A 23008-nucleotide genomic window follows, 5' to 3' on the forward strand; every position below is an offset into this window, starting at 1 on the left:
GACCGGCGCACCCGCGCGCTCGGCGATCTTGTCTTCGAGGCCGATCTCCCCCGATGACAGGAAGGTCAGTTGCCAGGTCTGGGTGGGCAGACCCCGGCCAGTACTCCCCGATCGTTCACGCCCTGCTCCATTCCCCAGCAGATATCCCGCCTATACGGCTGCATCGGGTGCGATCTGCGCGAGCTCGTCGAGGAAGAGGGTACGATGATGGTGGCGCGCCGCGACCGCTTCCAGTCCCGCCTCGGTGGCACTCCAGGAGCGGATCTCCTTACGCGGCGGGCCATATATGGACCCAGCCACTCGAAGGCCTGTCGACTTGCCGATGCTGGAAGGACCGCGCAGGTGAACACCAAAACTAGCCTGGCCCTGCAGCAGGCCGATGGCCAGGCCACCCAAGGCTGCGCCAACGGCAATCGTCAACCGGCTGTTGCCCTCGGCGAAAGCCGCAATGTCCCGCCGCCAGGAATCGAGCGCATGGGGCGCTGTACGCATGGCTGGCCTGAAAACTCCCTGCCGTACCGGCAGTGCACCTTTATCCGAGCCAATAGTGCCGTGCGATCCGACATAGTGATCGCCATGCCAACCACCACGGTCCACGACCATGAACCTGCGTTCGACCTGCGTTCGGGCGAGCTCGGCCACCAGCGCCGGCGCCAGATCCGGGCGAGCCAGATCGAGGCCCTGCGTCGACGAGGCGACCGATCACCTTGCGTGGATACAGGAGCATATGCTCCTCGGGCACGGTCATTTGCCGCTCGCGCCCATCACGATCACAAAACCACAGGACGCGGCGCCAGCCGACCTGCCGCTCGTCATGAGCAAGGGCAACAGCAGCGACCGGACCGCTGACCCGAGTCGATCCAAGCTTCTCAGGAGACATCAGCCAGGCACCGGAACGGCGCACGACCAAGCCTTTCGGCATTGCGACCTTGTGAAAAGCCACTATGGGGTCATCGATCCAGGAGCGGATGGCGCCTGGGCCACGAATAGCATGGAGCTCAGCCCAGCCGACATATGGGGGCGGGACGATGACCTCCTCCAGCCTATCGCCGGCGCTAGCCATCTGGCCGAAAGTGGCGACGCAATTCTGGGCGACCAGCACCTTCATCCCCGGATGCGTCGCCAGCAGCCGGTGGCGCAGATTTGCTGCATCCGCTTCAGGTGGAAGATGCAGGACACAAAGCCCAACGCCACATGTATCGCCATGGCATCCGCGAGCCCGCCTCGAACAATGATGGCCTCGGCAGCGCGGCGCAGGCTGCCCAGTAGGACCGGGGCGTCCACTGCCTTTGGGGGCCAGGCATCGCTGGCGCCCGAAGGGTCGACAAGGCGGAGGCCGACGATGGTTTCGGAAAGATCGGACAGCGGCGCCACAACATAACGCCCGATCTGCCGGAGCATCATCGGCGGCAACCTGTGCCGCTCAAGATAGGCATGCGAAGGATCTGCGGCCGGGCAGCGCGCCCATGCAAAGGCGACGTCCGACGCGCTGTCGGCGGTAGGTGGCTCGAGGGTCAGGTCATGGTTGTAATGCGCATTCATGCACGTAAGGTGAGGCCATCCCTGGCAAGGCACAAACACCGGTATCGCGACCATAGTCTTCTGCCCCCAGGTACCAAACGCTTAACGATGAGATAGGCGTTCTGGTGGACCTCGTTGGTCCGAAATGGGGCCGGTGAATGAGCAGCCGCGCGGGAGGGTGCGCGCGGTGAGATAACGGCAAGGCATCGGTCGCCACGGCTTGATTGAGGATCGCCTGGTTCAGGCGTTCCCTTTTGGCTCCTTCAACCCGGGAGCCAAACAATGACCACAATTCTTTCCAACGTCCCCGTCAGCCCGCTGAGCCAGAAGCTGATCGACGACATGAACATGCGCGACTTCTTGGTGGCGACCCAGCGCAACCACATCCGTGACTTGAGCGCTTCGCCAGCTTCCTGCGGCGACCGCCGGATACCGCGACCACCGAAGATGTTCGCCAGTTCCAGATGGCCCAGAGTGAGGCCGGCGTGCCGGTGCCCCCCATGAACAGCGTGGTCTAGGCGCTGCGGTTCTTCTTCACCAATACCCTCGATCGGCCCGATCCGGCGCGCAAGCTGGTGCGGGTGAGCCGCCCCGCAACCTGCCGGTGGTGTTGAGCCGTAACGAGGTGGCGCGTCTGCTCAACGCCACCACCAGCCTCACGCACCAAGCGGCGCTGTGACATTGGTAGGGAAGCACAACTCGCCACAGCAGACCCACGTATGGCAGCAAGCTCGGTGACGATCTTGGTCCGCCGATCCGGGATAAACCCGTAGGGAGCAACGGCCGACCACACCGAGTGCGCTCGACGCGTCATCGACCCTTGCGGCGACAAGCCTTTTGTCCCCCTCACGGGCGGGTCCGAGCGTCTTTGCCTGCGTAAGTGATCGCCGCCCCGCTTGACAAGGCGAGGCCCCATGCGCAATCTGCTAAAGAAATTTAGCAACGCCGGCAGGAGGATGCCGGCGGTGGGCGTTCAGCGGCATCGGAGGCTTCTGCCGCCACGGCTTCGGGCCGTGCGGAGGGATGTGTCGTGCTGCGTCGCCGGGGGGACTGATGGCAAACAAGGCTGATCTCAGCTGGTTCAGTGAGGCAGAGGCCACTTCGCTTTGCCCGCAGGCGGCATTCCCATGCGCCGCGACGGGGGCGGAGCAATGGCGGTGAGCCGAGGGGGACGGGCGTGGCCGTTGCGAAGCCGGGGCGTGGGACGGAGTGCCTCGAGCGTCGGTGACTGGCGCGCGGCGCTAGTGTTCCTTACCCCATGGCTCCTGGGCATGGTCCTGCTCACGGCGCTGCCGATGATCGGCTCGGCGGTGCTCTCATTCACCAATTACGACCTGCTCTCGGTGCCGCGCTGGGTCGGCACGGCGAACTACCAGAGGCTGCTCACACGGGACGCGCGCTACCTGCATTCGCTCGAGGTCACCACGGTCTATGTGCTGGTTTCGGTGCCCCTCTCGGTGACTGTTGCCCTCATCATAGCGGTGAGCCTTTCGGCGACCACGCGGCTCGCCAATTTCTTCCGCGGCGTCTTCTACCTGCCCTCGCTGTTGGGCGGCAGTGTCGCCATCGGCGTGCTTTGGCGGCAACTGTTCGGTTCGGACGGGCTGGTCAACGCGGTGCTGGGCGTGTTCGGCGCCGAGGGCACGAGCTGGATCGGCGACCCGCGTTACGCGCTCAGCACGCTCATCCTGCTCCATGTGTGGCAGTTCGGGGCGCCCATGGTGATCTTCCTCGCCGGGGTGCGACAAATCCCCAAGGAGGTCGTGGAAGCCACCATCATGGATGGCGCCAATCCGGTGCAGCGCTTCTTCCGCATCACGCTGCCGCTCCTCAGCCCGCTGATCCTGTTCAACCTCGTCATGCAAACCATCACGGCCTTCCAGGCCTTCGTGCCGGCCTATGTCATCAGCGATGGCACCGGCGGGCCGGTGGATTCGACGCTGTTCTACACGCTCTACCTCTACCTCGAGGGTTTTCGGAATTTCCGCATGGGCTACGCCATGGCGATGGCCTGGATCCTGCTCTTCATCATCGGCGCGTTCACGGCCCTGGCGTTCTGGGCGTCGCGCTTCTGGGTCCATTACGAGAGCTAGGAGGCCGCCATGACGTCGATTTCCCAGCGGTCCAGCGGCGGCCGCACCGTCCGTCTCGTTGCCCTCGTGGCCGTTGCGCTGCTGATGAGCTATCCGCTGCTCTGGCTGGTGGCCAGTTCCTTCAAGCCCGAACAGCTCATCTTCAGCGAGCCGGGCCTCATTCCCTCGAGCTTCACCTGGGCCAACTATGCGGACGGATGGACCCGGGTCGGCATCCCATTCGGGGCCTTCATGCTCAACTCGGCCGTGATCTGCATCCTCTCGATCGTGGGCAACCTCTTTTCCTGCTCGCTGGCGGCCTATGCCTTCGCGCGGTTGCAGTTCCCGTTCTCCAAGATCGCCTTCGGGCTGATGCTGGTTACCCTGATGCTGCCGTTCCACGTGACCGTGCTGCCGCAATACATCGTCTTCCAGAACCTGGGGATGGTGAATACCATCCTGCCGCTGGTGCTGCCGAAATTCTTCGCGGTCGATGCCTTCTTCATCTTCCTCCTGGTGCAGTTCATCCGCGGCGTTCCGCGCGATCTCGACCAGGCCGCGGAGATGGACGGGTGCAACAAGTACCAAATCTTTTTCTACATCATCTTCCCGATCTGCAGGCCGGCGCTGGTGCTAGTGGCCATCTTCACCTTCCTCTGGACGTGGAACGACTTCTTCTCGCAGCTAATCTATCTCAGCCAGGTGGAGCGCTACACCGCGCCGCTCGCGCTCAACCTCTTCATCGACGCCACCAGCGGGGAGTCGGCGTGGGGCATGCTGTTCGCCATGTCCGTCGTCACGCTGCTGCCGCTCTTCATTCTCTTCGTCATCTTCCAGAAACAGATTGCCGAAGGCATCGCCACGACCGGGCTGAAAGGGTGAGCCCGTGCGTCAACAAGAACCCTTGAGGAGGACTACACCATGACCAAAGGACCGCGCCTGGATCGCCGCGAGGTGATCAAGCTCAGCATCGGGGGCGCCGTCGCGCTCTGGCTGGGGTCGAACATCCCCGCCTTCGCCCAGTCGACGCCCATCAAGGCGGCCTGGTATGGCGGGCAGGACACGCATGACCGCATGCAGAAGGCGCTGGCGCTGTTCACCGAGAAGAACCCCGATATTCCGGTCTCGGTGGAATTCGCCCCGTTCGGCGATTTCTATGACCGGCTGCCCGTGCAGTATTCGGGCGGCGGCGCTCCGGACATGCACCGCCACTCCATGACCTATCTGTTCGACTATATCGAGCGCGGCCAGCTGGCCGATCTGACGCCCTTTATCGGCAGCGTCATCGATACCAGCGCGCTTTACCCCGGCGTCGTCGAGATCGGCACCATGGGCGATACGGTCAACGCCATCGGCAACAACCAGATCGCGGTCGGGCTGTTCTACAACCAGGCCAAGCTCGACGCGGCCGGCGTCACCGGATCGCTGGACAACCTCACCTGGGACAGCTTCCGGGAAATGGCCATCGCGCTCGGCCAGGCCGGCGGCGAGGGCCACTACGGCGTCAACGACGCCGGCGGCTTTGCGGGCCTGTTCGAAGTGTTCCTGACGCAGCGTGGCAAGTCGCTCTACGGTCAGGAAGGCGGGCTCGGCTTTGAAAAGGCCGACCTCATCGACTGGCTGACCTATTGGCAGGCCCTGCGCGCCGAGCGCGGTGCACCACCCCCAGCCGTGACGGCGGAAAGCGCCGGCTTCCAGAACGCCCCCATGGTCCGCGACCTCGCCGCCATGCAGATCGGCTGGAACCAGCAGCTCGTGTTCTTCCAGGCCCTGATGACCGAGGAGTTGGGGATCAACGCCTGCCCGAGCCTCGCGGACGGCGCCAACAACGGCCACCTGATCCGCGCGCTGGACTTCTGGGTCTGCCCCGCCCGTTCGGCCAATGTCGAGCAGTCGGCCAAGCTGATCAATTTCCTCCTCAACGACGAGGAGGCCATCGCCATCCTCGGGCTGACGCTGGGCGGTCCGGCATCGGACAAGGCAGCGGCGATCCTGGCGGAAACGTCCGACGCGCCCAGCACGAAGGTGCTGAACTATCTCAACGACCTACGCGCCGTGGCCTCGCCGGAGACGCCGCGCTGGATCAAGGGGCACGGCGAGATGGAAGCCCTGCTCGGCCGCCTCAACGGCGAAGTCGGGTTCGAGCGGACGACGCCGGAAGCGGCCGCCGATTCCTATTTCGACGAAGCCGATTTCGTCCTCGGCTGACGCCCGAACCTCCGGACGGGGCTGACCAGGCCCCGTCCCCCTCACGCCCGGAGACACCAGATTGGCCCAGACCGCCAAGCCCAATATCGTGCTGATCATGACCGACCAGCAGCGCGCCGATTTCTTCGCCTCGGAGGGCTTTCCGGCCGACACGATGCCGTTCGTCGAAGCGCTGGGCGCCACCGGCACCCGCTTCCGGCGCGCCTATACGCCCATGCCCACCTGCACGCCGGCGCGTTCGAGCCTCCTCACCGGGCGCTTCCCCAAGGCCAGCCGCGTCAAGCAGAACTGGAGCCCGGCCGAAAGCATCACCTTCAGCAAGGACCTGCCTGGCATGCTGCGGGACGCGGGCTACAGCGTCAATCTGGCGGGCAAGAACCACAGCTATCTCGAGGCGGGCGCCTTCGATTTCCACGGCGGCCCCTATAGCCACACAAACGGCCCGGCCGATCGCGCCAATGCGCAGGAGCAGGCCTTCGACCAGTGGCTGTTCGATCTCGACCATCACGTCGCCGATGCGCCGACGCCGTTCCCGCTGGAAAACCAGCTGTGCTATCGCATCGTCAGCGACGCCATCACCTGCGTCGATAAAAACCGCGAAAAACCCTTCTTCCTGTGGCTCTCGCTGCCCGAGCCGCACAATCCCTACCAGGCGCCCGAACCCTATTATTCCATGTTCTCGCCCGAGGACATGCCGGAACGGGTCGGCTCGCCGCAATCCACCATCGCCCGCGGCGGCCACTGGCAGTGGCTGCAGACCCTGTTCGAGGAAAAGCGGCCTGGCTATGACGCGGAGTGGCGCAAATACCGCGCCGTCTATGCCGGCATGCTGCGCATGATCGACGACCAGGTGGCGCGCTTTGTCGACCATCTCAAGGCCAGTGGCCAGTTCGACAACACCATCCTCATTTTCCTCTCCGATCACGGCGATTATGCCGGGGATCACGGACTGCAGCGCAAGGGCGCGGGCCTGCCCGAATGCCTCGTGCGCGTCCCCCTGATCATCCGCGGACCGGGGGTCCAGCAGGACCTCAACGAGACCGACTTCGTCTCGCTGGTCGATCTCTTCCCGACGCTGTGCGAGGCGCTGGGCCGGGATATTCCCTTCGGCGTGCAGGGCCGCAGTCTCTGGCCGATGCTCACCGGCGAGAGGTATCCGGCCGCGGAGTTTTCCAGCATCTATGCCGAGCTCGGCATCGGCAGCCTGCCCTATGTCACCGACGAGCGCCCGGAGCTGCATTTTCCCTATGAGGGAAAAGTCATCGACGAGCTCAATTCGGTGACCCAGAGCGGCAATCTCAAGATGGTGCGCAAGGGGCGCTGGAAGCTGCTGTTCGACGTCATGGGACATGGCGAACTGTACGACCTCGAGGCCGACCCCGGGGAGCTGGACAATCTCTTCGGCCAGCCGCAGCACGCCCAGACGCAGATGGACATGCTGCAAACCTTGCTCGCCTGGAGCATCAGGACCGAGGACAGCCTGCCCCGGGCCAAGTACCTGCCCAAGGTGCCGGAGCACGGCTGGTACCATGCCTGATCGCCCGGATCCAGAACCCGCATCGGAGTGCCTCGCATGAGCGCCATTGGTCTGAAAGATGTCCGCAAGTCGTACGGATCGGTGGAAGTCATTTCCTCCATCGACCTCGACATCGAACAGGGCGAATTCGTGGTCTTTGTCGGCCCCTCGGGCTGTGGCAAATCCACCCTGCTTCGGATGATCGCCGGGCTCGAGGGCATCGACGGCGGCACGCTCAGCATCGATGGCGTCGTGGCCAACGACATTGCGCCAGCCCGGCGCGGCATTGCCATGGTGTTCCAGTCCTACGCGCTCTACCCGCACATGAGCGTTTATGAAAACCTGGCTTTCAGCCTGCGCATCGCCCATGTCGACAAGGCGGAAATCGACCGGCGGGTGCGCAATGCCGCCGCCATGCTGCAGCTAGAGCCATACCTCTCCCGTCGCCCGCGGGCGCTTTCAGGCGGGCAGCGGCAGCGGGTCGCCATCGGCCGTGCCATCGTGCGTGAGGCCAAGGTGTTTCTTTTCGACGAGCCGCTGTCGAACCTTGATGCCGCCCTGCGCGTGGCCACGCGCATCGAGATCGCCAAGCTCAAGGAGCGGCTGCCGGACACGACCATGATTTATGTCACGCACGATCAGGTCGAGGCGATGACCCTGGCCGACCGCATCGTGGTGCTCAATGGCGGCAATGTCGAGCAGGTCGGCCGGCCCGTCGAGTTGTACGAGTCTCCGGCGAACCTGTTCGTGGCCGGCTTCATCGGCTCACCGGCAATGAACTTCCTACCCTGCCGGCTCGAACATCAAGGTGAGCGGACGCTGGTTCAAATCGACGGCGCCGAACAGACGGCCATCGCCTTCGGCAGCGGCGGCCGCTCCGGCGCCGAAGCGGGTACGCTGGGCGTGCGCCCCGAAAGCCTGCACATTGCCGAGGCAGGCGCGGCGCTGATCACTGGCATGGTGGAACTCGTCGAACATCTGGGAGAGGTTACCATCCTCTATGTCGCCGCCGGATTGGGGCAGCCGGTGCTGGCCAAACTGTCCAAGACGCAGGACTTTGCCAAGGGCGACCGGGTGAGCCTGTCTGCCGCCTCGACCGACCTTTACGCCTTCGACGCCAGCGGCGACGCGCTGCCGCGGCTCGGCTGATCGGTTTTCCTGCCGGCCGGCCGTTCGGGTTGTGCCGTCGTGGCGCGCGGGATAAGCGGGCAGCGCACCGAAATAATCTGGGGCGGGTCGGGCGGCCGGTCGCCAAGGAGAATGTCGAGCGCGCGCTCGGCCATGCTGGCGTGCGGCAGGAGCATGGTTGAAAGGCCGTGATGACGGGCGAACTCTCGATCGTCCATCCCGAGGATGGCGACATCCTGCGGCACCCGCAGCCCGGCTTCAGCTATGGCGACGAGGGCGCCCCGCGCCAGCATGTCGTTCTGGCAAAAAACCCCATCGGGTGGAATCTCCCGGGCGAGCAGCTCCGTCATCGCCCGGTGGCCGAGCTCATGTCCCCAGTCACCATGGATCACCATCGCCGGATCGAGAGTCAGCCCGGCCGACCTCACGCCGCGGCGAAATCCCGATAGCCGCCGCTGGGCACTGGAATGCCAGGCATCCCCGGTGATCGTAGCCAGCCGTCGGCAGCCGGTCTGCACCAGATATTGCGCTGCGGCAAAGCCCGCCGCCCGTTCGCCGGGAATGATGGCCGTACCCGCGCCATCGCGCCGGAAGCAGTTGACGTAGACATGGCGGAAGCCATCCAGTCCCGCAGCCGGATGCACGGCGGCGGTGAAGGTGTTGGCATAGACCACGTGCCGCACGCCCAGGCGCGTCAGCGACTGCAGGGCCTCTTCTTCTCGTTCGATGACGCCATCAGTCACGAACACGGCCAGTTGCATGGCGGCGGACCGCGCCGTGACGTGCAGGCCATCGATGATGTCGATGGGATAGGCGGAGGAAATCTCGTTAATCAGCACACCCACGATGGGCACGCCGTCTTTGGCGAGTTCGTGGAGGAGCGGGCCAGGGGAATAGCCCAGCTGCTGGGCGGTCTCGATGACATGGCGGCGCGTGGCGTCGGGGATGCGCACCCCCGTGACATTGTTCAGCACGAGCGACACCGTGGTCTGGGAGACCCCGGCGCGGCGCGCCACATCGATCATCTTCACGCGCTTCTTCACGCCCGTCTCATCTTGCCGACCCGCCACTCGCCCATGACCCTTCCGGCGCGGTGCGGTGCGGGCCCCACGACCCTGTTTCTGATAACAGGTTTATGCGGTTTGGGGAGCGCCAGTTTGTCCAGCAACACGGCTTTCGGCAACCAGCGCTGTGCGCGCCCGATCATCCCTGGTGGACCGGCCCCGGCGTTGCCGCGCGGTGGCCTTCCCCCAGGGGACGGTCAACCGCCTCGCCGCGTCTGCCGCACAGGCGGGTCGAACCGTTCTTATGGGCCGGCGCTGTCGAGCATCAGCTTGATATAGGTGCCGCCCACGACAGGCCGGCTGCGGAAACCACCGACGCCGATCTGCTTGCCGGTCTGCGTGTCGAACCAGTCGGACAACGGCACGCGCTGTGGCGCCGCGTCGAGCCACGCCGCCACGGGCTGCAGCAGCTCCTCGAAGTCCGCCTGGTCGCCGGTGAGGCAGGCGGTCCAGACCAGCCAGTCGAGCTTGGTGTAGTGCGCGCGATTATCGAGCGGCAGGCCGTAGCGGTCCTGCCGGCTTCGATAGGCGGCCACTTCCTTGCGCGCGATCTCGGCCGGGAACAGCCCGAGGCCCAGGATGCGATCCCAGATGAGGTTGTACTTCTGGCTCCATGATCCGGCCTGGTCGAAGGCCAACCGGAACGCTGCGCCATCATCGGCCAATTTGGGCCATTGTGCCGCCCAGTCGCGGGCCACTGCAAAATACTTCTCCGCCTCTGCCGTCTTGCCCAGGCGCTGGCAGATCTTGCCGAAGGCGCCGATGCCGATGATGGCCTTGATCGACAGATTGGTGTTGTGCGGCAGGTGGCCGGCAAAGTCGTCGGTACAGAGCTGGTTTTCCGGATCGATGCCGCTTTCGACGAGATAGCGCGCCCACTTTTCCCACAGCGGCCAGAACTCCTCGACGAAGCGGGTGTCGTTGGTCCGCTGCAGCAGCGCGGCGGCGAGGATCAGCATGTTGCCGCTTTCCTCGTAGGGCATCTGATTGTGTTCGGTCAGTTCGCCTCCGCCATAGACCTGCCCGTTGGCCAGCGGGAACTGCCCCACATCGTGCGGCGCGTAGGGGAACGGCCAAGCGCCGCCCGCGGCATAGGCGCAGATCGGGCGCATCTGGGCTTCCAGCAGCGCCGGATTGAAATGCAGAAAGAAGGGCGCGGACGGGTAGGTCAGGTCCACCGTTCCGAGACATCCATTGGAAGAGTTCTCCTTGGAGAAGTAGAGCAGGCTGCCATCGAGATCGGCCACCAGCGCGTGTCCGCCAAGGCACTGGCGGAAGGCCAGGATGCCGATGCGCGCATAGGTATCGCCACCCGCACGGGTCAGTTGCCCGACGAGATCGTCGTCATAGGCGACTGCCCGGGCACAGAGGGCCTCTCGCTCCGCCCAGGCCTGCTCCACAAGGCCGATGGCCGACTGCCCCTTGCGGCTCCAGAACGGGCGCAGGCGGCGGTGAAAGTATTCGAGCGCATAGACCTGGTCGTAGGCCACGAGCAGCCGGAACGCTTGCGGGGCCGAACCGACAGCCCCGAAGTCCCGGCTCCAGGCGGAGACATTGTAGGCCGGGCGCTCCTGGTGAATGCCGCTGGCGTTGATATTCAGTCCCCGGTGCCCGTGACTGGGCAGGGGTAGCGGCCGGCCGTCGCGCACGTCGTCGCGGGCCGGAATGGTGCCGGTCTGGGCAAAGCTGTCGCGCAGGGTTCGCGCGTCGCCGAAGGCGCTGTCGACAGCCACGCCCGGCTCGGCGGAGGTATAGAGGTAGCCCCAGTCGATCTGCACTTCGTCGCCGGACTGGTGCAATGGCGTCTGCTCGCGGGCGCCCACGAAGAGCGCCTCGACCGTGCCGGCCCGATGGCGACCCCAGATCACGTCGGTTTCCGCGTTGCCGGTGACCCAGTTGGTGCTCCAGTCGATATAGGCGGAGACGGTGTGCGACTTACCGTCGATGGCAGCGACCTCGATATCGACGTAGCTCGCCGGCCGGGCCATCAACTCCACGTCCTCGGGAAAACTGGGCGTGGTGAACGTCAGGGTCAGCGCGACGCCATCTGCCTCAAAGCGGTAGAGGGTGCGAAGCGGGGTCACTTCGCGCCCCGTCTGGCGCATGGCGGGCACGTCGACGCCGGTGCGCGTGACAAGGCCCATGAACCGGTACGCCTTGCCGTCGATATGGGCCATGCCGGCCATGGACTGGTTCTTGCCCGTCCAGTGCGTGGGCCAGGACTGGGTCAATTCATCGGTGTGCGACCAGACGCTCATGAACGGATCGTGGACGATGAGCGGCGTTGCGGGCGCGCGGGCGGTACGGGGATCGGTCATGGGTCTCTCTCGCGGGACTACCAGGGGGCGCGGCGCAGCGGCAGCGGGTCGACGGTAAAGGCCATCCGGTCACAGAGGCGCTGCAGGAGTTCTGCCTTTTCCGCCAGATGATCCGGGTCGTCCCACAGATTGGTGGTTTCTCCGGGGTCCGCCAAGAGGTCATAGAGCTCGCCGCGCCGGTCGCCATGGCTCACCACGAGCTTCATCGTCTCGGTGCGCAGCATGGTGGCAAACGGCAGGTGCGGTTCGCGGTGCCAGGGCATGGCGTTGTAGTATTCACAATAGACGTCCTCGACCCCGGTCTGCGTCTCCTGGCCGGTGAGTAGCGGCCAGAGCGACCGGCCCTGCATGCCCGGCCAGATCTCCACCCCCGCCGCCTCGAGCAGGGTCGGCGCGATGTCGACCAGTTCCACCAGCCCATCGATGCGGCGGGCGGGAATGTGCCCCGGCCAGGAGATCGCGAGTGGAACATGGACGCTGGGTTCGTAGAAGAACGGCCCCTTGAGGTAGACCCCGTGGTCACCGAGCAGTTCGCCGTGGTCGGACATGAAGATGACGATGGTGTTGTCGAGCTGGCCGGTCTCGCGCAGCGCCTCGAACATGCGGCCCACCTGGTCGTCGATGAGATCGCACATGGCGAAATAGGCGGCCCGTACCAGCCGGTGGTCGTGGTCAGTCATCTCGTCATAGGACATCCCGGCATTGCCGCCATAGGCACCCTCATGGTCGATCTTCTGGAAGGCGGGCTTGTCCTCGAGTTCACCCGGCCGGTAATTGGGCAGTTCGATCTCATCGAGCCGGTCCAGATAGCGGTCAAGATATTCGGCTGGCGGATCGAAGGGGTGATGCGGGTCAAAGAAATTGACCGAGAACAGCCAGGGCCGGCCGGCGCCCTGATGCGCCTTGACGAAGTTGATGGCCTTGTCGGCGCACCAGGTGGTCTGGTGGTTCTGCGCCTCGGGGCCGGCCTTGACATATTTCGAGCCGCGATAGGGGTCGGCGGTGTAATCAGCGCCGCGCTCGAGCAGCCAGAGGTTGTATTCGTTGAGCGGCCAGTTTTGCGCGCTGCCGTAGTGTCCCGGGTGATGCGACCAGTGAAACGCCGTGTACCCATCGTTGATGCGCGGCTCGCTGACCGGCGCCACGCTGGGATTGGCCGCCGAGATGTGCAGCTTGCCCGACAGGCCGCAGGTATAGCCGTTGTCGGCCAGGAGCCGCGTGACCAGCATTTCGTCGGGCGGCATGTCCTGCCCGTTCTGGCGGGTTCGGGTGGTGCGCGGATAGCGCCCCGTGAGGAAACTGGCGCGGCTCGGGGTGCAGACCGGGGACTGGCAGTAAGCGCCGGAGAACCACGCCGCATCGGCAAAGAGCTTGTCGAGCACCGGGGTTCGCACATGGCGGTTGCCGGTGACGCCCAAGGTATCCCAGCGTTGCTGGTCGGTGCAGATCCACAAGATGTTTGGCTGGGCCATGATTGTTCCTGGGGCAGGGCTCAGGCCTTGACGGCCCCGGCGATGCCCTCGACGAAATAGCGCTGGACGAAGAAGAAGAAGACGATCACCGGCAGCAGCGAGATGGTGGCTGCCGCCGCCATGCCGGACCAGTCGGTTTCATTGGTGCCCACGAAGGCGAGCATGCCCACCGGCAGTGTGCGCAACTCGGGCGTGCCGAAGGTGAAGACGAGGGGGATAAGAAACGCGTTCCACGCGGCAAGGAATGTCAGTACCGTCACGGTGGCCGTCACCGGCCCGGCCAGCGGCAGCATGATATAGAAGAAGATGCGCAGGAACCCGGCCCCATCCATGAAGGCGGCCTCTTCGAGTTCGCGCGGCAGGCCGCGGAAATATCCGGCATAAAGCAGGATCGCCGCCGATTGGCCGCTGCCGGCCAGCGCCAGGATGATGCCCCAGTGGCCGTTGAGCAGCCCCAGCGCGCTGGTGAGATCGACGATGGGGATCACCGTCAGCCCCGCCGGCACCACCAGCGTGGCGCCCAGAATGCCGATGATCACCTTGCGCCCGACGAAGTCGTGCCGCCCCAGCACGTAGCCCGAGAGTGCCGTGTGAAACACCACCACCACCACCGTGCCGATGGTGACGAAGAAGGTGTTGAGCATGTACCGGGAGAACCCCGCCTGCCCCCAGGCCCGCGCATAGTTCTCCCACACCGGAACGTCGGGCAGCAGGTTGAGCCCCTTGGAGAAAACCTCGAGCGGCGATTTCAGCGAGGCCGAGACCAGCCAGAGAAAGGGATAGACCCACACCAGACAGAGCGCGACGAGCGCCACGTAGCGCAGGATGGTCCAGCCGGCGGGCCGGCGGAGGCTCATGGTGCTCACTGGTCGTGCCTCCCGCTCCGGACGCGGCGCAGCGCAATGATCTGCACCGCCGCCACCGCGATGAACATGATGCCGAAGAAGATCGCCGCCGCGGAGGCATAGCCGAGCCGCGGCACGTTGGAGGTGAAGGCCTGGCGATAGACGTAAATATCGATGACCTCGGTGGCGTAGAACGGCCCGCCGCCGGTCAGGGTCAGCATGAGATCGAACACGTTGGTTGCGTCGATCACCGTGATCAGCGTGATGATGAGCGTGAACGGGGTCAGGAGCGGCAGGGTGATGCAGCGGAACTGCCGCCAGGGTCCCGCGCCATCGAGTTCGGCCGCTTCGTAAAGATCGCGCGGAATGGTCTGGAGCGCCGCCAGCCAATAGATCAGCGTGATGCCCAGCCACTTCCACACCCAGATGCCGACGGCGCTGTAGAGCGCCAGCGCCGCGCTGCCGAGAAAGTTGAGCGGCTGCCCGAGGATATGCGAATTGAGCAGCGCGATGTTGAGCGGGCCACCCGTCGGATCGAGCACATAGCGCATCACCACCCCGACGATCGCGGCCGTGGTGACCACGGGCAGGAAGATCGCCGTGCGGAACACCCGCACCAGCGGAAAATGCGCGTTGAGGATGATGGCCAGCAGCAGCGCCAGCCCGACGCGCAGGGGCACCGCCAGAACCAGGAACACCACGGTGTTCTTGAAAGCATTCCAGAACAGCGGATCGGCCAGAAGTTCATTGTAGTTGGCCAGCCCGATGAAGCTGCCGGCGCGCTCGAACCCGTTCCAGTCGAGGAACGAGAACCAGATGCTGGCGACCACGGGATAGATGGTGAAAGCCCCGACCAGCGTCAGGGTGGGCAACAGGAAGACGTAGATCCACCTGTCGGCCCAGATGCGTGCCATCACCGGCTTGGAGTTTTGCTGCATAGGTCGCGGTTCCGAGCCGGCTAAGGCGAAGCCTAGTACTTGTCGGCGGTGAAATCTTCGCCGGGCTGCCAGGCTTCGAACACCCAGTCGTCGCGCGACACTTCGGCACCCTTGCCCTTGGCCGCCTCTATGGCGCGGTCGCGTTCGCGGTTCATCTGGTCGGCATATTGCTGCAGGATCGGTTTTGGATCGCTGAAGGCCCCGCTAAAGGCGCCCTGCAGGATTTCCCCAAGGCCCGGAGTGACGTCGCGCATTTCCGCATAGACCTGGCCAACAGCGGTGTTGCGCACCAAGGGATCGGGGGCGATGCGCACATACTCCTGGTAGCCGGTGACGACCTTTTTATAGGCAGGGTGGACGTTGGCGCGCTCGACGGCAGTCGGGTCGAGCGGCGGCTGGTCCATGCGCTCGGCCAGCGCCACATAATACTCGTCCGTGGTGAGCATCTGCAGCACCTGCGTCACGAGGTCGGGGTGCTGGGACTGCGCCGACATGTAGAAGGTGCCGGTGCTCGGGGCGCGATAGTTGAAGGCGCTGGCCTTGTCCTTGGGATAGGGCACCTGGCCGGTGACGCTGATCAGGTCGATCTGCTCCTTGAAGCTGCCGTTGAGCACGCCGCTGTTCCAGGGTCCGTCAAAGAACATCGCGGCCTCGCCGGCGACCCAGCGGGATCGCCCCTGCCGGGCGTCGACCGACGACGATGCAGGGTGGAGCGACCCATCCTTCTGGAAGGACATCAGGAACTCCAGCGCGTCGAGGAAGGGCTGGGACGCATGCGCGTAGTCGCCGGTCTTCCAGTCGACCTCGCCAGCGGCGCCGGCGGCCTGGGCCAGATCGATGAGATGGGCCTTCATGCGGTCGCCGAACTGCAGCGGCAGGATCAATCCGTACTTGCCGTCCTTGGTGGCGCCCAGCGCGGCCTTGCGCGCGTCGTCCCAGCTTTCCGGCCCGGTTTCGGCATCCATGCCGGCTGCGGCGAGATCGTCCTTGAAAAACCACAGCGACGTCGAGGTCTGCCTTATGGCGAAGATGGGGAAGCTGTAGGGCTTGCCGTCGAAGTTGGTGAACCCCTCGGCCAGCGCTTCCTTCTGGAACGGCTTGTCGAAGACAAAGCTGTCGGCGAGGGGCTGGAACCAGCCCGCGGCCTGCAGGGAATTGATGGTTGCGGCATTGCCATTCGGCACACTGAACACATCCGGCAGCTGGTTGCTGCGGAACGCCAGCTGCAGCGACTGCATCATGTCGGCGGGATTGCCCGGGGTGTACTCCACCTTGGCCGGGTTGGCGGCCGCGAAATCGGTCCAGACCTTCTCGTGCAGCGGGATCAGCGGCTGGAAGATGTCCCACCACTTGATGGTGGCGGTATCCTGGGCGAACGCCCTGCCCGGCAGCAAGCCGGCCGCACCAAGCATCGCCATGCCCTGCAGCAGCGTACGCCGGCTCAGCCCGGCAGATGGCGCAGCGCCATCCCGTGAAATGGTCATTTCCATTCTCCTCCCGGCCACCCCTTGGATGGCATCGACATCGGATCGAGCCCGTGCCGGGCCGACCCTGCGCTCCTCCAGCACGCCAGGATGCTAGTAGTTATTTATAACTGTTGTCAACACGGGTTAGTGTTTTATAACAGGACAGGCCCTGCGGGTATCGTGCGATTTCCTTTTGGCGAAAGCTGCGATATTCCTCGGTCGGGAGGGGCAAGTGAACAGACGCAAGACGGAAAAGGCCAGCGCCCGCCCGACCATGGTTGACGTGGCAAAGTTGGCTGGAGTCAGCCAGGCCACCGTCTCCATGGTGCTCAACGAAACCGGCGGCACGCGGGTGACCGAAAAGACGCGGGCACTGGTGCGCGACGCGGCCGAGGCGCTCGGCTATCGCGTGTGGATGCGCGCGCCGGTCGGCAGCGGCGGCCTGCAGGCCATCGGCTTCGTCATCGACGACAGCACCTCCAATCCCATCGTCAACCGGGCCATCGACGCGGCGCGCCAGTTGGCCTGGGAGAACGAGGCAGTGCTGGTGGTGCTTCCCACCCAGAACGACGAGCGTCTCCGGGCGGCGGCGCTGGAGCTGCTCTTTGCCCACCGGGTCGTGGGGGTCGTCTTCGCCGCCTTCTTCACGCGCGAATACACCCTGCCGCAGAAACTGAGCTCGGTGCCCGTCGTCCTCATCAACTGCCACACCAAGGGGGACCAGGCCCCTGCCATCCTGCCCGCCCACGCCCTGGGCGCCGAAACCGCGGTGCGCCACCTCACGGCCCAGCGGCACCGGCGCATCGCCTTCATCAGCGGCGAGAGCTGGATGGAAGCAAGCAAGGACCGGTTGCGCGGCTACAAGCGCGGCCTCAAGGCGGCCGGCATCGCCTTCGACCCGGGACTGGTCCGCACCGGAAACTGGACGCTTTCGGGTGGCCACGACTGCACGCGCGAACTTCTCGCCCTGCCCGAGCCGCCGACGGCGATCTTCTGCGCGAGCGACGAGATGGCCATCGGCTGCTACGAGGCCATCAAGGAAGCGGGCCTGTCCATTCCGCACGACATTTCAGTCGTGGGTTTTGACGATGCCCCATCCTCGCGCCATCTCGAGCCGCCGCTGACCACGATCCTGGTTCCGCACGAAGACATGGGGCGGCGCGCCATAACCCACATCTATGCCAAGCGCGAAGGCCAGGACCGCAGCGGCATCATCAGCGGGCGCCTGCAGATCGAATGCCCGCTGGTTGAGAGAAAATCCGTCGCGCCGCCGCGAGCATCACGTGCCCCCGCGGCACAGCGCACCGACCACGACACAAGCTCAAGCGCATGAAGGAACACCAATGAACCAGCTTGAATGCGCACTGCGGACCGCGCTGGACGTGCACGAAGGTCAGCTCGACAAGGGCGGCTCGCCCTACATTCTCCACCCCATCCGGGTGATGATGCAGATGGAGACCGAACCGGAGCGCGTAGTGGCGCTGTTGCATGACAGCGTTGAAGACGGCGACGAGTTTGATCTCGCCCAGGTCGAAGCGAAGTTCGGCGGCAGAATTGCATCCGCCGTCGAGGCCATCACCAAGCGCGAGAACGAGCCCTACCAGACCTATCTCGGGCGAGTCAAAAGCGACGCCATCGCCACTAAGGTGAAGTTGGCGGACATCAAGGACAACAGCGACATCATGCGCCTGGGGCGCGCGCTCGACGACAAGGACAGGGTGCGGCTGGAAAAATATCGGCTCGCCAGAATGTTCCTCGAAGCCTGAGCGACCCGCCATTCTGACCAAAGCAGCCATTATAACGCAGCGTTTGCGAGGAAATACCCCGGCGCAAAACCACTGTCGATACCAAATGTATGCGGGTCGCCTAAGCCTCTGAAATTGCTTGAAGCACCAAATTCTTATGGGTCGATTTACCAAAGACTTTTGGGTCGATGTGTGCAGATTGCCAAAGGTTTTTGGGTCGCTTTCCACAAAAGTCCACTCTCCAACCGGCGCCTCTAATTGGTTTTCCAGAGAACGCATTTAGCTTCTTGAACGAATCCGGCATCCGGACGAACGTCACAGCGGGCATCTGCGCGCTCATGTCGCTTGCATGAGGCTGGTGTAGGGTGGCGTGCAGATAGAGGGGCGCAAATGACCGATAACTCACCGCAAAAATTGCAGTGGTCGAAATTGCTCTCCAAAGAGCGCTGGCCGCGGGAGACCCCGGAGGAGGAAGGCGACACCACGCGGCCAGACTGGATGACCGTCAGCCGCACCGAGACAGAGCGTGACTACGATCGCATTCTCTTCGCCACCCCAACACGGCGCTTAGGAGATAAGACGCAGGTGTTCCCGCTGGAGAAGAATGAAAGCGTCCGGAACCGACTTACTCATAGTCACGAAGTAGCGAACTTGGCCCGCTCCATCGGCACCCATCTGGTCCATAGCGAACTCGGAAATCTGATCATAGAGGACGCGATCAGCGGCGGTGAATGGAAGGAGGATGAGGTTAAGCGTGCCGTACCGGCCATTTTGGCGGCCGTAGGGTTGGCACACGATATGGGAAACCCTCCCTTCGGCCATCAGGGTGAAGCCGCCATTCGAGACTGGGTAACTTCGAGGGAGCCGACCCTCTTTCAGGTGCGCGAGGATACTGCCGGATACTCGGCTGGAGATCTAATCAAGGCTGACGTAGACCGGCTTACTAAGCAGCACCGCGAAGACTTCCGGCAGTTCGAGGGAAACGCACAAACCCTACGGACCCTGACGCGCCTGCAGGTGGTCAAAGATAACCGTGGGCTCAACCTGACCTTTGGAACTCTCGCCGCAACGATGAAATACACCGTGGCGTCTGATCATGTGATTTCCGAGGCGCCCGCGCACGGGAAAAAGGTCGGCTACTTTGCGGCCGAAGCAGATCTCGTAGCGACAGTACGGACAGCAACGGGGCTATCGCATGGCGAGATGCGACATCCGCTAACCTACCTGATGGAAGCGTGTGACGATACCGCTTACTCCATAGTCGACATTGAGGATGCCGTTAAGAAACAGATCGTCTCTTTTGCCGACCTGATTGACTGGTTGAAGAATGACGAAACGCTGAAGGAAGACGAGCTTGCCCAGTGGGTCCTCGCGCAAGCTGAGGCTGGAGCCAACTCTGCCCGCCGGGCGAAGCTATCTTCTGCGGAATTTAACGACGTCTCGATGCAGATTTTCCGGGCTTCAGCCATAACCGCGTTTGTAGCAGCCACGATCAAGTGCTTCACTGCGCATTACGATGCCATTATGACAACGGGCCTTGAGAAGTCCCTGCTAGACGTGAGCCTTGCAGCACCTCTTGCAAAGTCCATGAAGAAATTTGCCTTCAACAATGCCTACAAGCATCGCGAAGTGCTGAAGATTGAGCTCAACGGTTTCAACACCATCCATGGTCTGATGGACATGTTGTGGCGTGGCATCAGCGAACGAGAGAGCTTTGCCGATCCAAAATCACCCCGAACCACGCCATTCACTCGCTACGCCTACAGCCGCATCAGCGAAAATTATCGGCGCGTCTTCGAAGGGCGAGACACTGCCAAGCGGGCAAGCGATGACGCCCTGCCGATCCGTTACCGTGAACTGCAGCTGCTGACAGATATGGTCGCAGGTATGACTGACCAGTACGCGATCGACCTCTACAACGAACTGAAGGGCTTCCATGTCGGCGCTTCCGCATAGATCCGACGCCCGCACTCTGCTGCGCAAACGGGCGCACTACTTCTTCTCAACTGCCAGGAAGCGCAGGTCGGAAGTCGCGGCCTTTGCTGCCGACCTCGAGAAGTTGGGAGAGACCGTCGCCATCGGCGGCTTTCTTCGTGATCTTCACCTGAATGGCAATCGCCATTTCTCGTCGGACGTTGACTTCGTCGTCAACCCCCACTCTTTGACCGACTTCGAGCGGATGATGCGCTCGATGGATGCAGTTCGAAACAGATTTGGCGGCTACGCGATTCAGCAATCGCGCTGGAAGGTAGAGGTGTGGCCTCTCGCGTTAACGTGGGCTTCGGTCGAGAAGTATGTAGATGTTCGATCCATCAGCGATCTACTCAAGGTAACGTTTTTCACTTGGGATTCGGTTCTGTACTCCGTGTCACACGGCAGGATCATCACTACCGAGGATTACTTCGATAACGTCGGTAAACGCCTCCTAGACGTTAACCTTCGTCCGAATCCCAATCCCGTCGGCAATGCGGTACGGGCAATCAGGTACGCTCACAAATGGCGTGCCGCTATTGGGAAACAATTGGCCATCCACATAGCTCAACAAGTTAAAGACGTCGGCTGGGACCAGCTTGCCAAGTATGAGAGGCAGTCATTCCCCCAACCGATTTTGGCGTTTCTCGATGGCGAATCCATCCAGTCTGCGATCGATAAGTTCATCGAAGCGGATGAGCAAAGCCATCAATTGTTCGGGGACCCCGCTCAGTTGACGCTGGCTCTGGGAGCCCTGTCTTCATCACCGGAGAGCGAACGGCACTGAGTTTTCTGCGGGCGCAACGACTCGGAGGAGCCAATTAGCTCTAGGCGTCGACCATGGCCTCATGCAGCTTCAGCATAGTGACCACGCCTTCGCCTGGGACGCGAAACGACTGCTCGGTGATCTCGTATCGATCGGCGCCGTTCGTGTTGAACCAGGCGTCGGCACCAATCTTTCGCGGAAAACCCTCGTCGCGCGCATCGGGATTGTGAAGCAACTCGAATGCAAAGCTCTCGGCGTCCAGCTCGTCGCGGGGGAACCAGTACCCAGGGATTTTCTTTGCCGCCCTGAACCATTTTCTGCCGGCGCTGGCATGGTGGTGGATCATCATCAGATTGGGATACCGATCGCTGTCGATTACCCGGATCAACGTAGCTGTAAGGCTGCACTGAAACCGTTCTGCAATCGCCTTCAGCGCCTTAAGGTCCATCTTCGGGTGCTGCTTGCATGCTTCCTTGAAAAGCGGCCACGGCATAAGGAGGTCGGCAGCGTACTGGTCCGCGATCCGCTCCACCTGGTTATTCTTGGAGTACTTTCCTATGTCGGTTGAGCGGCAAGCTACCGTCTGTCCGCGATGCTGCGCCCAGTGACCCAACTCGTGGGCGATAGAAAATCGCACACGGGAGGGCATAGAGTCCGGTAACACCGAGATGATGCCACGGTCGCCCAGACCGGTGATCATCGCTTCGCAGCTCTTCAGACGGCGACGCTTGATCTTCAAACCAGCGTAGTAGGCAATAGCTTCAATATCGATGTCTTCAGCACGCTCGATTCCTAACGAGCTCAGCAAGGCATCCGGTCGAAGATTCGTAGGGAGTGGATCAATCCTCTTCATCACGGACTTCCGCCTCCAGCTCCGCTATATCTTCTGCTATTGCATCCAAATCGGCGTCCATAGTGCCGTCTCCGAAACGCGCCGCCAACGTCACTTGGGCCGATGTATCACCGGCTTTTGCACGAGCCAGAAGCCGCCTAGCATTTTCTAGGTCGAGAACAGTTGCCGACGCCCCTTGTTTAAGTGACGAACCTGCCTTCGCTCGCTCCAAACGGGCTCGTGCCAGCTTTTTCTCACCAGCTGCTATCGCATCGTTGAACATGTTGAGATTGTCCTGATCATCAGGATTTACATGTTCTTCGCCGGACAGAATAAAATCTATCAAGCTATCCATTTGATCTTTCTTGTGGTCAGCCATGAGACTGTCCCTCCCTCGCGCGATACGCGGCGATAAACTTGTCCACCTGACGCTTGAACCGGGTCCGCAGTGCAGCCAGCCTCTTGGTGTCAACACCAATGGTGCCTTCAAGCTCTTCACCGCGGAGACCTTCCTGAAGGCCCATCAGGAGCATCTGCATTTCTTCGTCGCCTTCAAAATGCCGATCCAGGTGGTCATACATCTCTTCCACAAGGGCCTTCTGCTGGAGCTCCAGGGTGTTGTCGGCCGCCTCAACATCCAGCACCTGGTCACCCGCCAACGCCGAATATCCGCCGGCGATTTTCTCCACCTTCCGGGAGTCGGGGAGGAAGGACGCGTCGGAAGCCAGGCTTTTCATTACCCCCGCAAAGAACTGGACGAAGCTCTGGCTTCGCTTCCAGCGCCTCGTGCCGCTTACCGTTCTGACATAGGCCTCGCTGATGAGCTCGTCTGCGGACGCGAGATTTTCCCGAGCCGCCAGGATCCGGGCAATCCGACCCAAACTTACTCGGTCAGTGTCGCATAGCGTCTGGAAGGCCTCACGAGCTTTCTCCGCCTCGTAATGTTCGTCATCAGATATGTCAGCTTGGTCCACCGAGCTCTCCGTGGAATTTGGCAGTCTTGTATCTTGCCCGCGCCACTCTATTTTTTCTACCTCTCCATCTGTACTTATCTTGCGCTCGAGGCGGCGAATTCCGACACGAGATTTTTCTTTGTCGGAATCTGCTGGCTCGAACGCATCCCTCATAGGGACGGCTCGCCGTCGT

20 protein-coding genes are annotated in these 23008 nt (G+C 63.0%); 9 read left to right on the forward strand and 11 right to left on the reverse strand.

Annotated features, from left to right (window positions below; all coding sequences use genetic code 11):
* Positions 1–150: 150 nt before the first annotated feature.
* Entirely contained in the window at positions 151–642 is a 492-nt protein-coding gene (locus tag IC608_RS11115; protein ID WP_191775290.1) for a DUF927 domain-containing protein, read from the reverse strand.
* Between the two features lie 462 nt (positions 643–1104).
* Positions 1105–1596, reverse strand: a complete 492-nt coding sequence (locus IC608_RS11120; RefSeq protein WP_191775292.1) for a primase/helicase family protein — start codon at positions 1594–1596, stop codon at positions 1105–1107.
* A gap of 1052 nt (positions 1597–2648) precedes the next feature.
* Between IC608_RS11120 and IC608_RS11125 the strand changes: the two genes are divergently transcribed.
* The 5 genes from IC608_RS11125 to IC608_RS11145 all read left to right on the forward strand — a co-directional run bounded on the left by IC608_RS11125 (position 2649) and on the right by IC608_RS11145 (position 8466).
* Complete coding sequence (locus IC608_RS11125) at positions 2649–3614, forward strand: carbohydrate ABC transporter permease (RefSeq protein WP_191775294.1); 966 nt, start codon at positions 2649–2651, stop codon at positions 3612–3614.
* A gap of 9 nt (positions 3615–3623) precedes the next feature.
* Positions 3624–4475, forward strand: a complete 852-nt coding sequence (locus tag IC608_RS11130) for a carbohydrate ABC transporter permease (RefSeq protein WP_191775296.1) — start codon at positions 3624–3626, stop codon at positions 4473–4475.
* A gap of 39 nt (positions 4476–4514) precedes the next feature.
* Complete coding sequence (locus IC608_RS11135) at positions 4515–5801, forward strand: ABC transporter substrate-binding protein (RefSeq protein ID WP_191775298.1); 1287 nt, start codon at positions 4515–4517, stop codon at positions 5799–5801.
* A gap of 61 nt (positions 5802–5862) precedes the next feature.
* Entirely contained in the window at positions 5863–7338 is a 1476-nt protein-coding gene (locus tag IC608_RS11140) for a sulfatase family protein (protein ID WP_210316296.1), read from the forward strand.
* Between the two features lie 36 nt (positions 7339–7374).
* Positions 7375–8466: an ABC transporter ATP-binding protein gene (locus tag IC608_RS11145; RefSeq protein WP_191775300.1), complete on the forward strand. Its 1092-nt coding sequence runs from the start codon at positions 7375–7377 to the stop codon at positions 8464–8466.
* Here the strand turns inward: IC608_RS11145 and IC608_RS11150 are convergent.
* The 6 genes from IC608_RS11150 to IC608_RS11175 all read right to left on the reverse strand — a co-directional run bounded on the left by IC608_RS11150 (position 8421) and on the right by IC608_RS11175 (position 16566).
* Positions 8421–9488 carry a substrate-binding domain-containing protein gene (locus IC608_RS11150; protein ID WP_191775302.1) on the reverse strand — a complete coding sequence of 356 codons (1068 nt, stop codon included), beginning with the start codon at positions 9486–9488 and terminating at the stop codon, positions 8421–8423. The genes IC608_RS11145 and IC608_RS11150 overlap by 46 nt on opposite strands.
* A gap of 263 nt (positions 9489–9751) precedes the next feature.
* On the reverse strand, positions 9752–11827 hold the full coding sequence (locus IC608_RS11155) for a glutaminase domain-containing protein (protein ID WP_191775304.1): 2076 nt from the start codon (positions 11825–11827) through the stop codon (positions 9752–9754).
* Between the two features lie 17 nt (positions 11828–11844).
* The gene (locus tag IC608_RS11160; RefSeq protein WP_191775306.1) at positions 11845–13299 is read right to left on the reverse strand and encodes a sulfatase family protein; all 1455 of its coding nucleotides are present in this window, start codon (positions 13297–13299) and stop codon (positions 11845–11847) included.
* A 20-nt stretch (positions 13300–13319) separates the two neighbouring features.
* Positions 13320–14156, reverse strand: a complete 837-nt coding sequence (locus IC608_RS11165) for a carbohydrate ABC transporter permease (protein ID WP_191775490.1) — start codon at positions 14154–14156, stop codon at positions 13320–13322.
* 5 nt (positions 14157–14161) lie between these two features.
* Entirely contained in the window at positions 14162–15082 is a 921-nt protein-coding gene (locus tag IC608_RS11170; protein ID WP_210316297.1) for a carbohydrate ABC transporter permease, read from the reverse strand.
* Between the two features lie 32 nt (positions 15083–15114).
* The gene (locus IC608_RS11175) at positions 15115–16566 is read right to left on the reverse strand and encodes an ABC transporter substrate-binding protein (RefSeq protein ID WP_191775308.1); all 1452 of its coding nucleotides are present in this window, start codon (positions 16564–16566) and stop codon (positions 15115–15117) included.
* Between the two features lie 214 nt (positions 16567–16780).
* On the opposite strand from IC608_RS11175, the gene IC608_RS11180 reads away from it, so the two are divergent.
* The 4 genes from IC608_RS11180 (at position 16781) to IC608_RS11195 (ending at position 21051) form a co-directional block, all read left to right on the forward strand.
* On the forward strand, positions 16781–17881 hold the full coding sequence (locus IC608_RS11180; protein ID WP_191775310.1) for a substrate-binding domain-containing protein: 1101 nt from the start codon (positions 16781–16783) through the stop codon (positions 17879–17881).
* A 10-nt stretch (positions 17882–17891) separates the two neighbouring features.
* Entirely contained in the window at positions 17892–18314 is a 423-nt protein-coding gene (locus IC608_RS11185) for an HD domain-containing protein (protein WP_191775312.1), read from the forward strand.
* 369 nt (positions 18315–18683) lie between these two features.
* On the forward strand, positions 18684–20249 hold the full coding sequence (gene dgt, locus IC608_RS11190; protein WP_248306290.1) for a dGTP triphosphohydrolase: 1566 nt from the start codon (positions 18684–18686) through the stop codon (positions 20247–20249).
* Complete coding sequence (locus IC608_RS11195; protein WP_191775315.1) at positions 20230–21051, forward strand: hypothetical protein; 822 nt, start codon at positions 20230–20232, stop codon at positions 21049–21051. The genes dgt and IC608_RS11195 overlap by 20 nt, the downstream gene beginning before the upstream one ends.
* Before the next feature lie 40 nt (positions 21052–21091).
* Here IC608_RS11195 and IC608_RS11200 read toward each other — a convergent pair whose 3' ends face one another.
* Genes IC608_RS11200 through IC608_RS11210 form a run of 3 tightly spaced genes read right to left on the reverse strand, consistent with a single transcriptional unit; the run spans position 21092 to position 22836 of the window.
* Positions 21092–21883: an ImmA/IrrE family metallo-endopeptidase gene (locus IC608_RS11200; RefSeq protein ID WP_191775317.1), complete on the reverse strand. Its 792-nt coding sequence runs from the start codon at positions 21881–21883 to the stop codon at positions 21092–21094.
* Positions 21870–22241: a hypothetical protein gene (locus tag IC608_RS11205; RefSeq protein WP_191775319.1), complete on the reverse strand. Its 372-nt coding sequence runs from the start codon at positions 22239–22241 to the stop codon at positions 21870–21872. Before IC608_RS11205 ends, IC608_RS11200 begins: the two co-directional genes overlap by 14 nt.
* The gene (locus IC608_RS11210; RefSeq protein WP_191775321.1) at positions 22234–22836 is read right to left on the reverse strand and encodes a transposase; all 603 of its coding nucleotides are present in this window, start codon (positions 22834–22836) and stop codon (positions 22234–22236) included. Before IC608_RS11210 ends, IC608_RS11205 begins: the two co-directional genes overlap by 8 nt.
* Positions 22837–23008: the final 172 nt, after the last annotated feature.

Source organism: Devosia oryzisoli, assembly GCF_014837245.1.
In the GTDB taxonomy this organism is placed as follows: domain Bacteria; phylum Pseudomonadota; class Alphaproteobacteria; order Rhizobiales; family Devosiaceae; genus Devosia; species Devosia oryzisoli.

What these genes read in the sequence shown, in the direction of transcription:
- IC608_RS11120 (WP_191775292.1), bottom strand. Translation starts at nt 1,596, where the DNA reads ATGGTCGCGATACCGGTGTTTGTGCCTTGCCAGGGATGGCCTCACCTT.
- IC608_RS11125 (WP_191775294.1), top strand. Translation starts at nt 2,649, where the DNA reads ATGCGCCGCGACGGGGGCGGAGCAATGGCGGTGAGCCGAGGGGGACGG.
- IC608_RS11130 (WP_191775296.1), top strand. Translation starts at nt 3,624, where the DNA reads ATGACGTCGATTTCCCAGCGGTCCAGCGGCGGCCGCACCGTCCGTCTC.
- IC608_RS11135 (WP_191775298.1), top strand. Translation starts at nt 4,515, where the DNA reads ATGACCAAAGGACCGCGCCTGGATCGCCGCGAGGTGATCAAGCTCAGC.
- IC608_RS11145 (WP_191775300.1), top strand. Translation starts at nt 7,375, where the DNA reads ATGAGCGCCATTGGTCTGAAAGATGTCCGCAAGTCGTACGGATCGGTG.
- IC608_RS11155 (WP_191775304.1), bottom strand. Translation starts at nt 11,827, where the DNA reads ATGACCGATCCCCGTACCGCCCGCGCGCCCGCAACGCCGCTCATCGTC.
- IC608_RS11160 (WP_191775306.1), bottom strand. Translation starts at nt 13,299, where the DNA reads ATGGCCCAGCCAAACATCTTGTGGATCTGCACCGACCAGCAACGCTGG.
- IC608_RS11165 (WP_191775490.1), bottom strand. Translation starts at nt 14,156, where the DNA reads ATGAGCCTCCGCCGGCCCGCCGGCTGGACCATCCTGCGCTACGTGGCG.
- IC608_RS11170 (WP_210316297.1), bottom strand. Translation starts at nt 15,082, where the DNA reads ATGCAGCAAAACTCCAAGCCGGTGATGGCACGCATCTGGGCCGACAGG.
- IC608_RS11175 (WP_191775308.1), bottom strand. Translation starts at nt 16,566, where the DNA reads ATGACCATTTCACGGGATGGCGCTGCGCCATCTGCCGGGCTGAGCCGG.
- IC608_RS11185 (WP_191775312.1), top strand. Translation starts at nt 17,892, where the DNA reads ATGAACCAGCTTGAATGCGCACTGCGGACCGCGCTGGACGTGCACGAA.
- dgt (WP_248306290.1), top strand. Translation starts at nt 18,684, where the DNA reads ATGACCGATAACTCACCGCAAAAATTGCAGTGGTCGAAATTGCTCTCC.
- IC608_RS11195 (WP_191775315.1), top strand. Translation starts at nt 20,230, where the DNA reads ATGTCGGCGCTTCCGCATAGATCCGACGCCCGCACTCTGCTGCGCAAA.
- IC608_RS11200 (WP_191775317.1), bottom strand. Translation starts at nt 21,883, where the DNA reads ATGAAGAGGATTGATCCACTCCCTACGAATCTTCGACCGGATGCCTTG.
- IC608_RS11205 (WP_191775319.1), bottom strand. Translation starts at nt 22,241, where the DNA reads ATGGCTGACCACAAGAAAGATCAAATGGATAGCTTGATAGATTTTATT.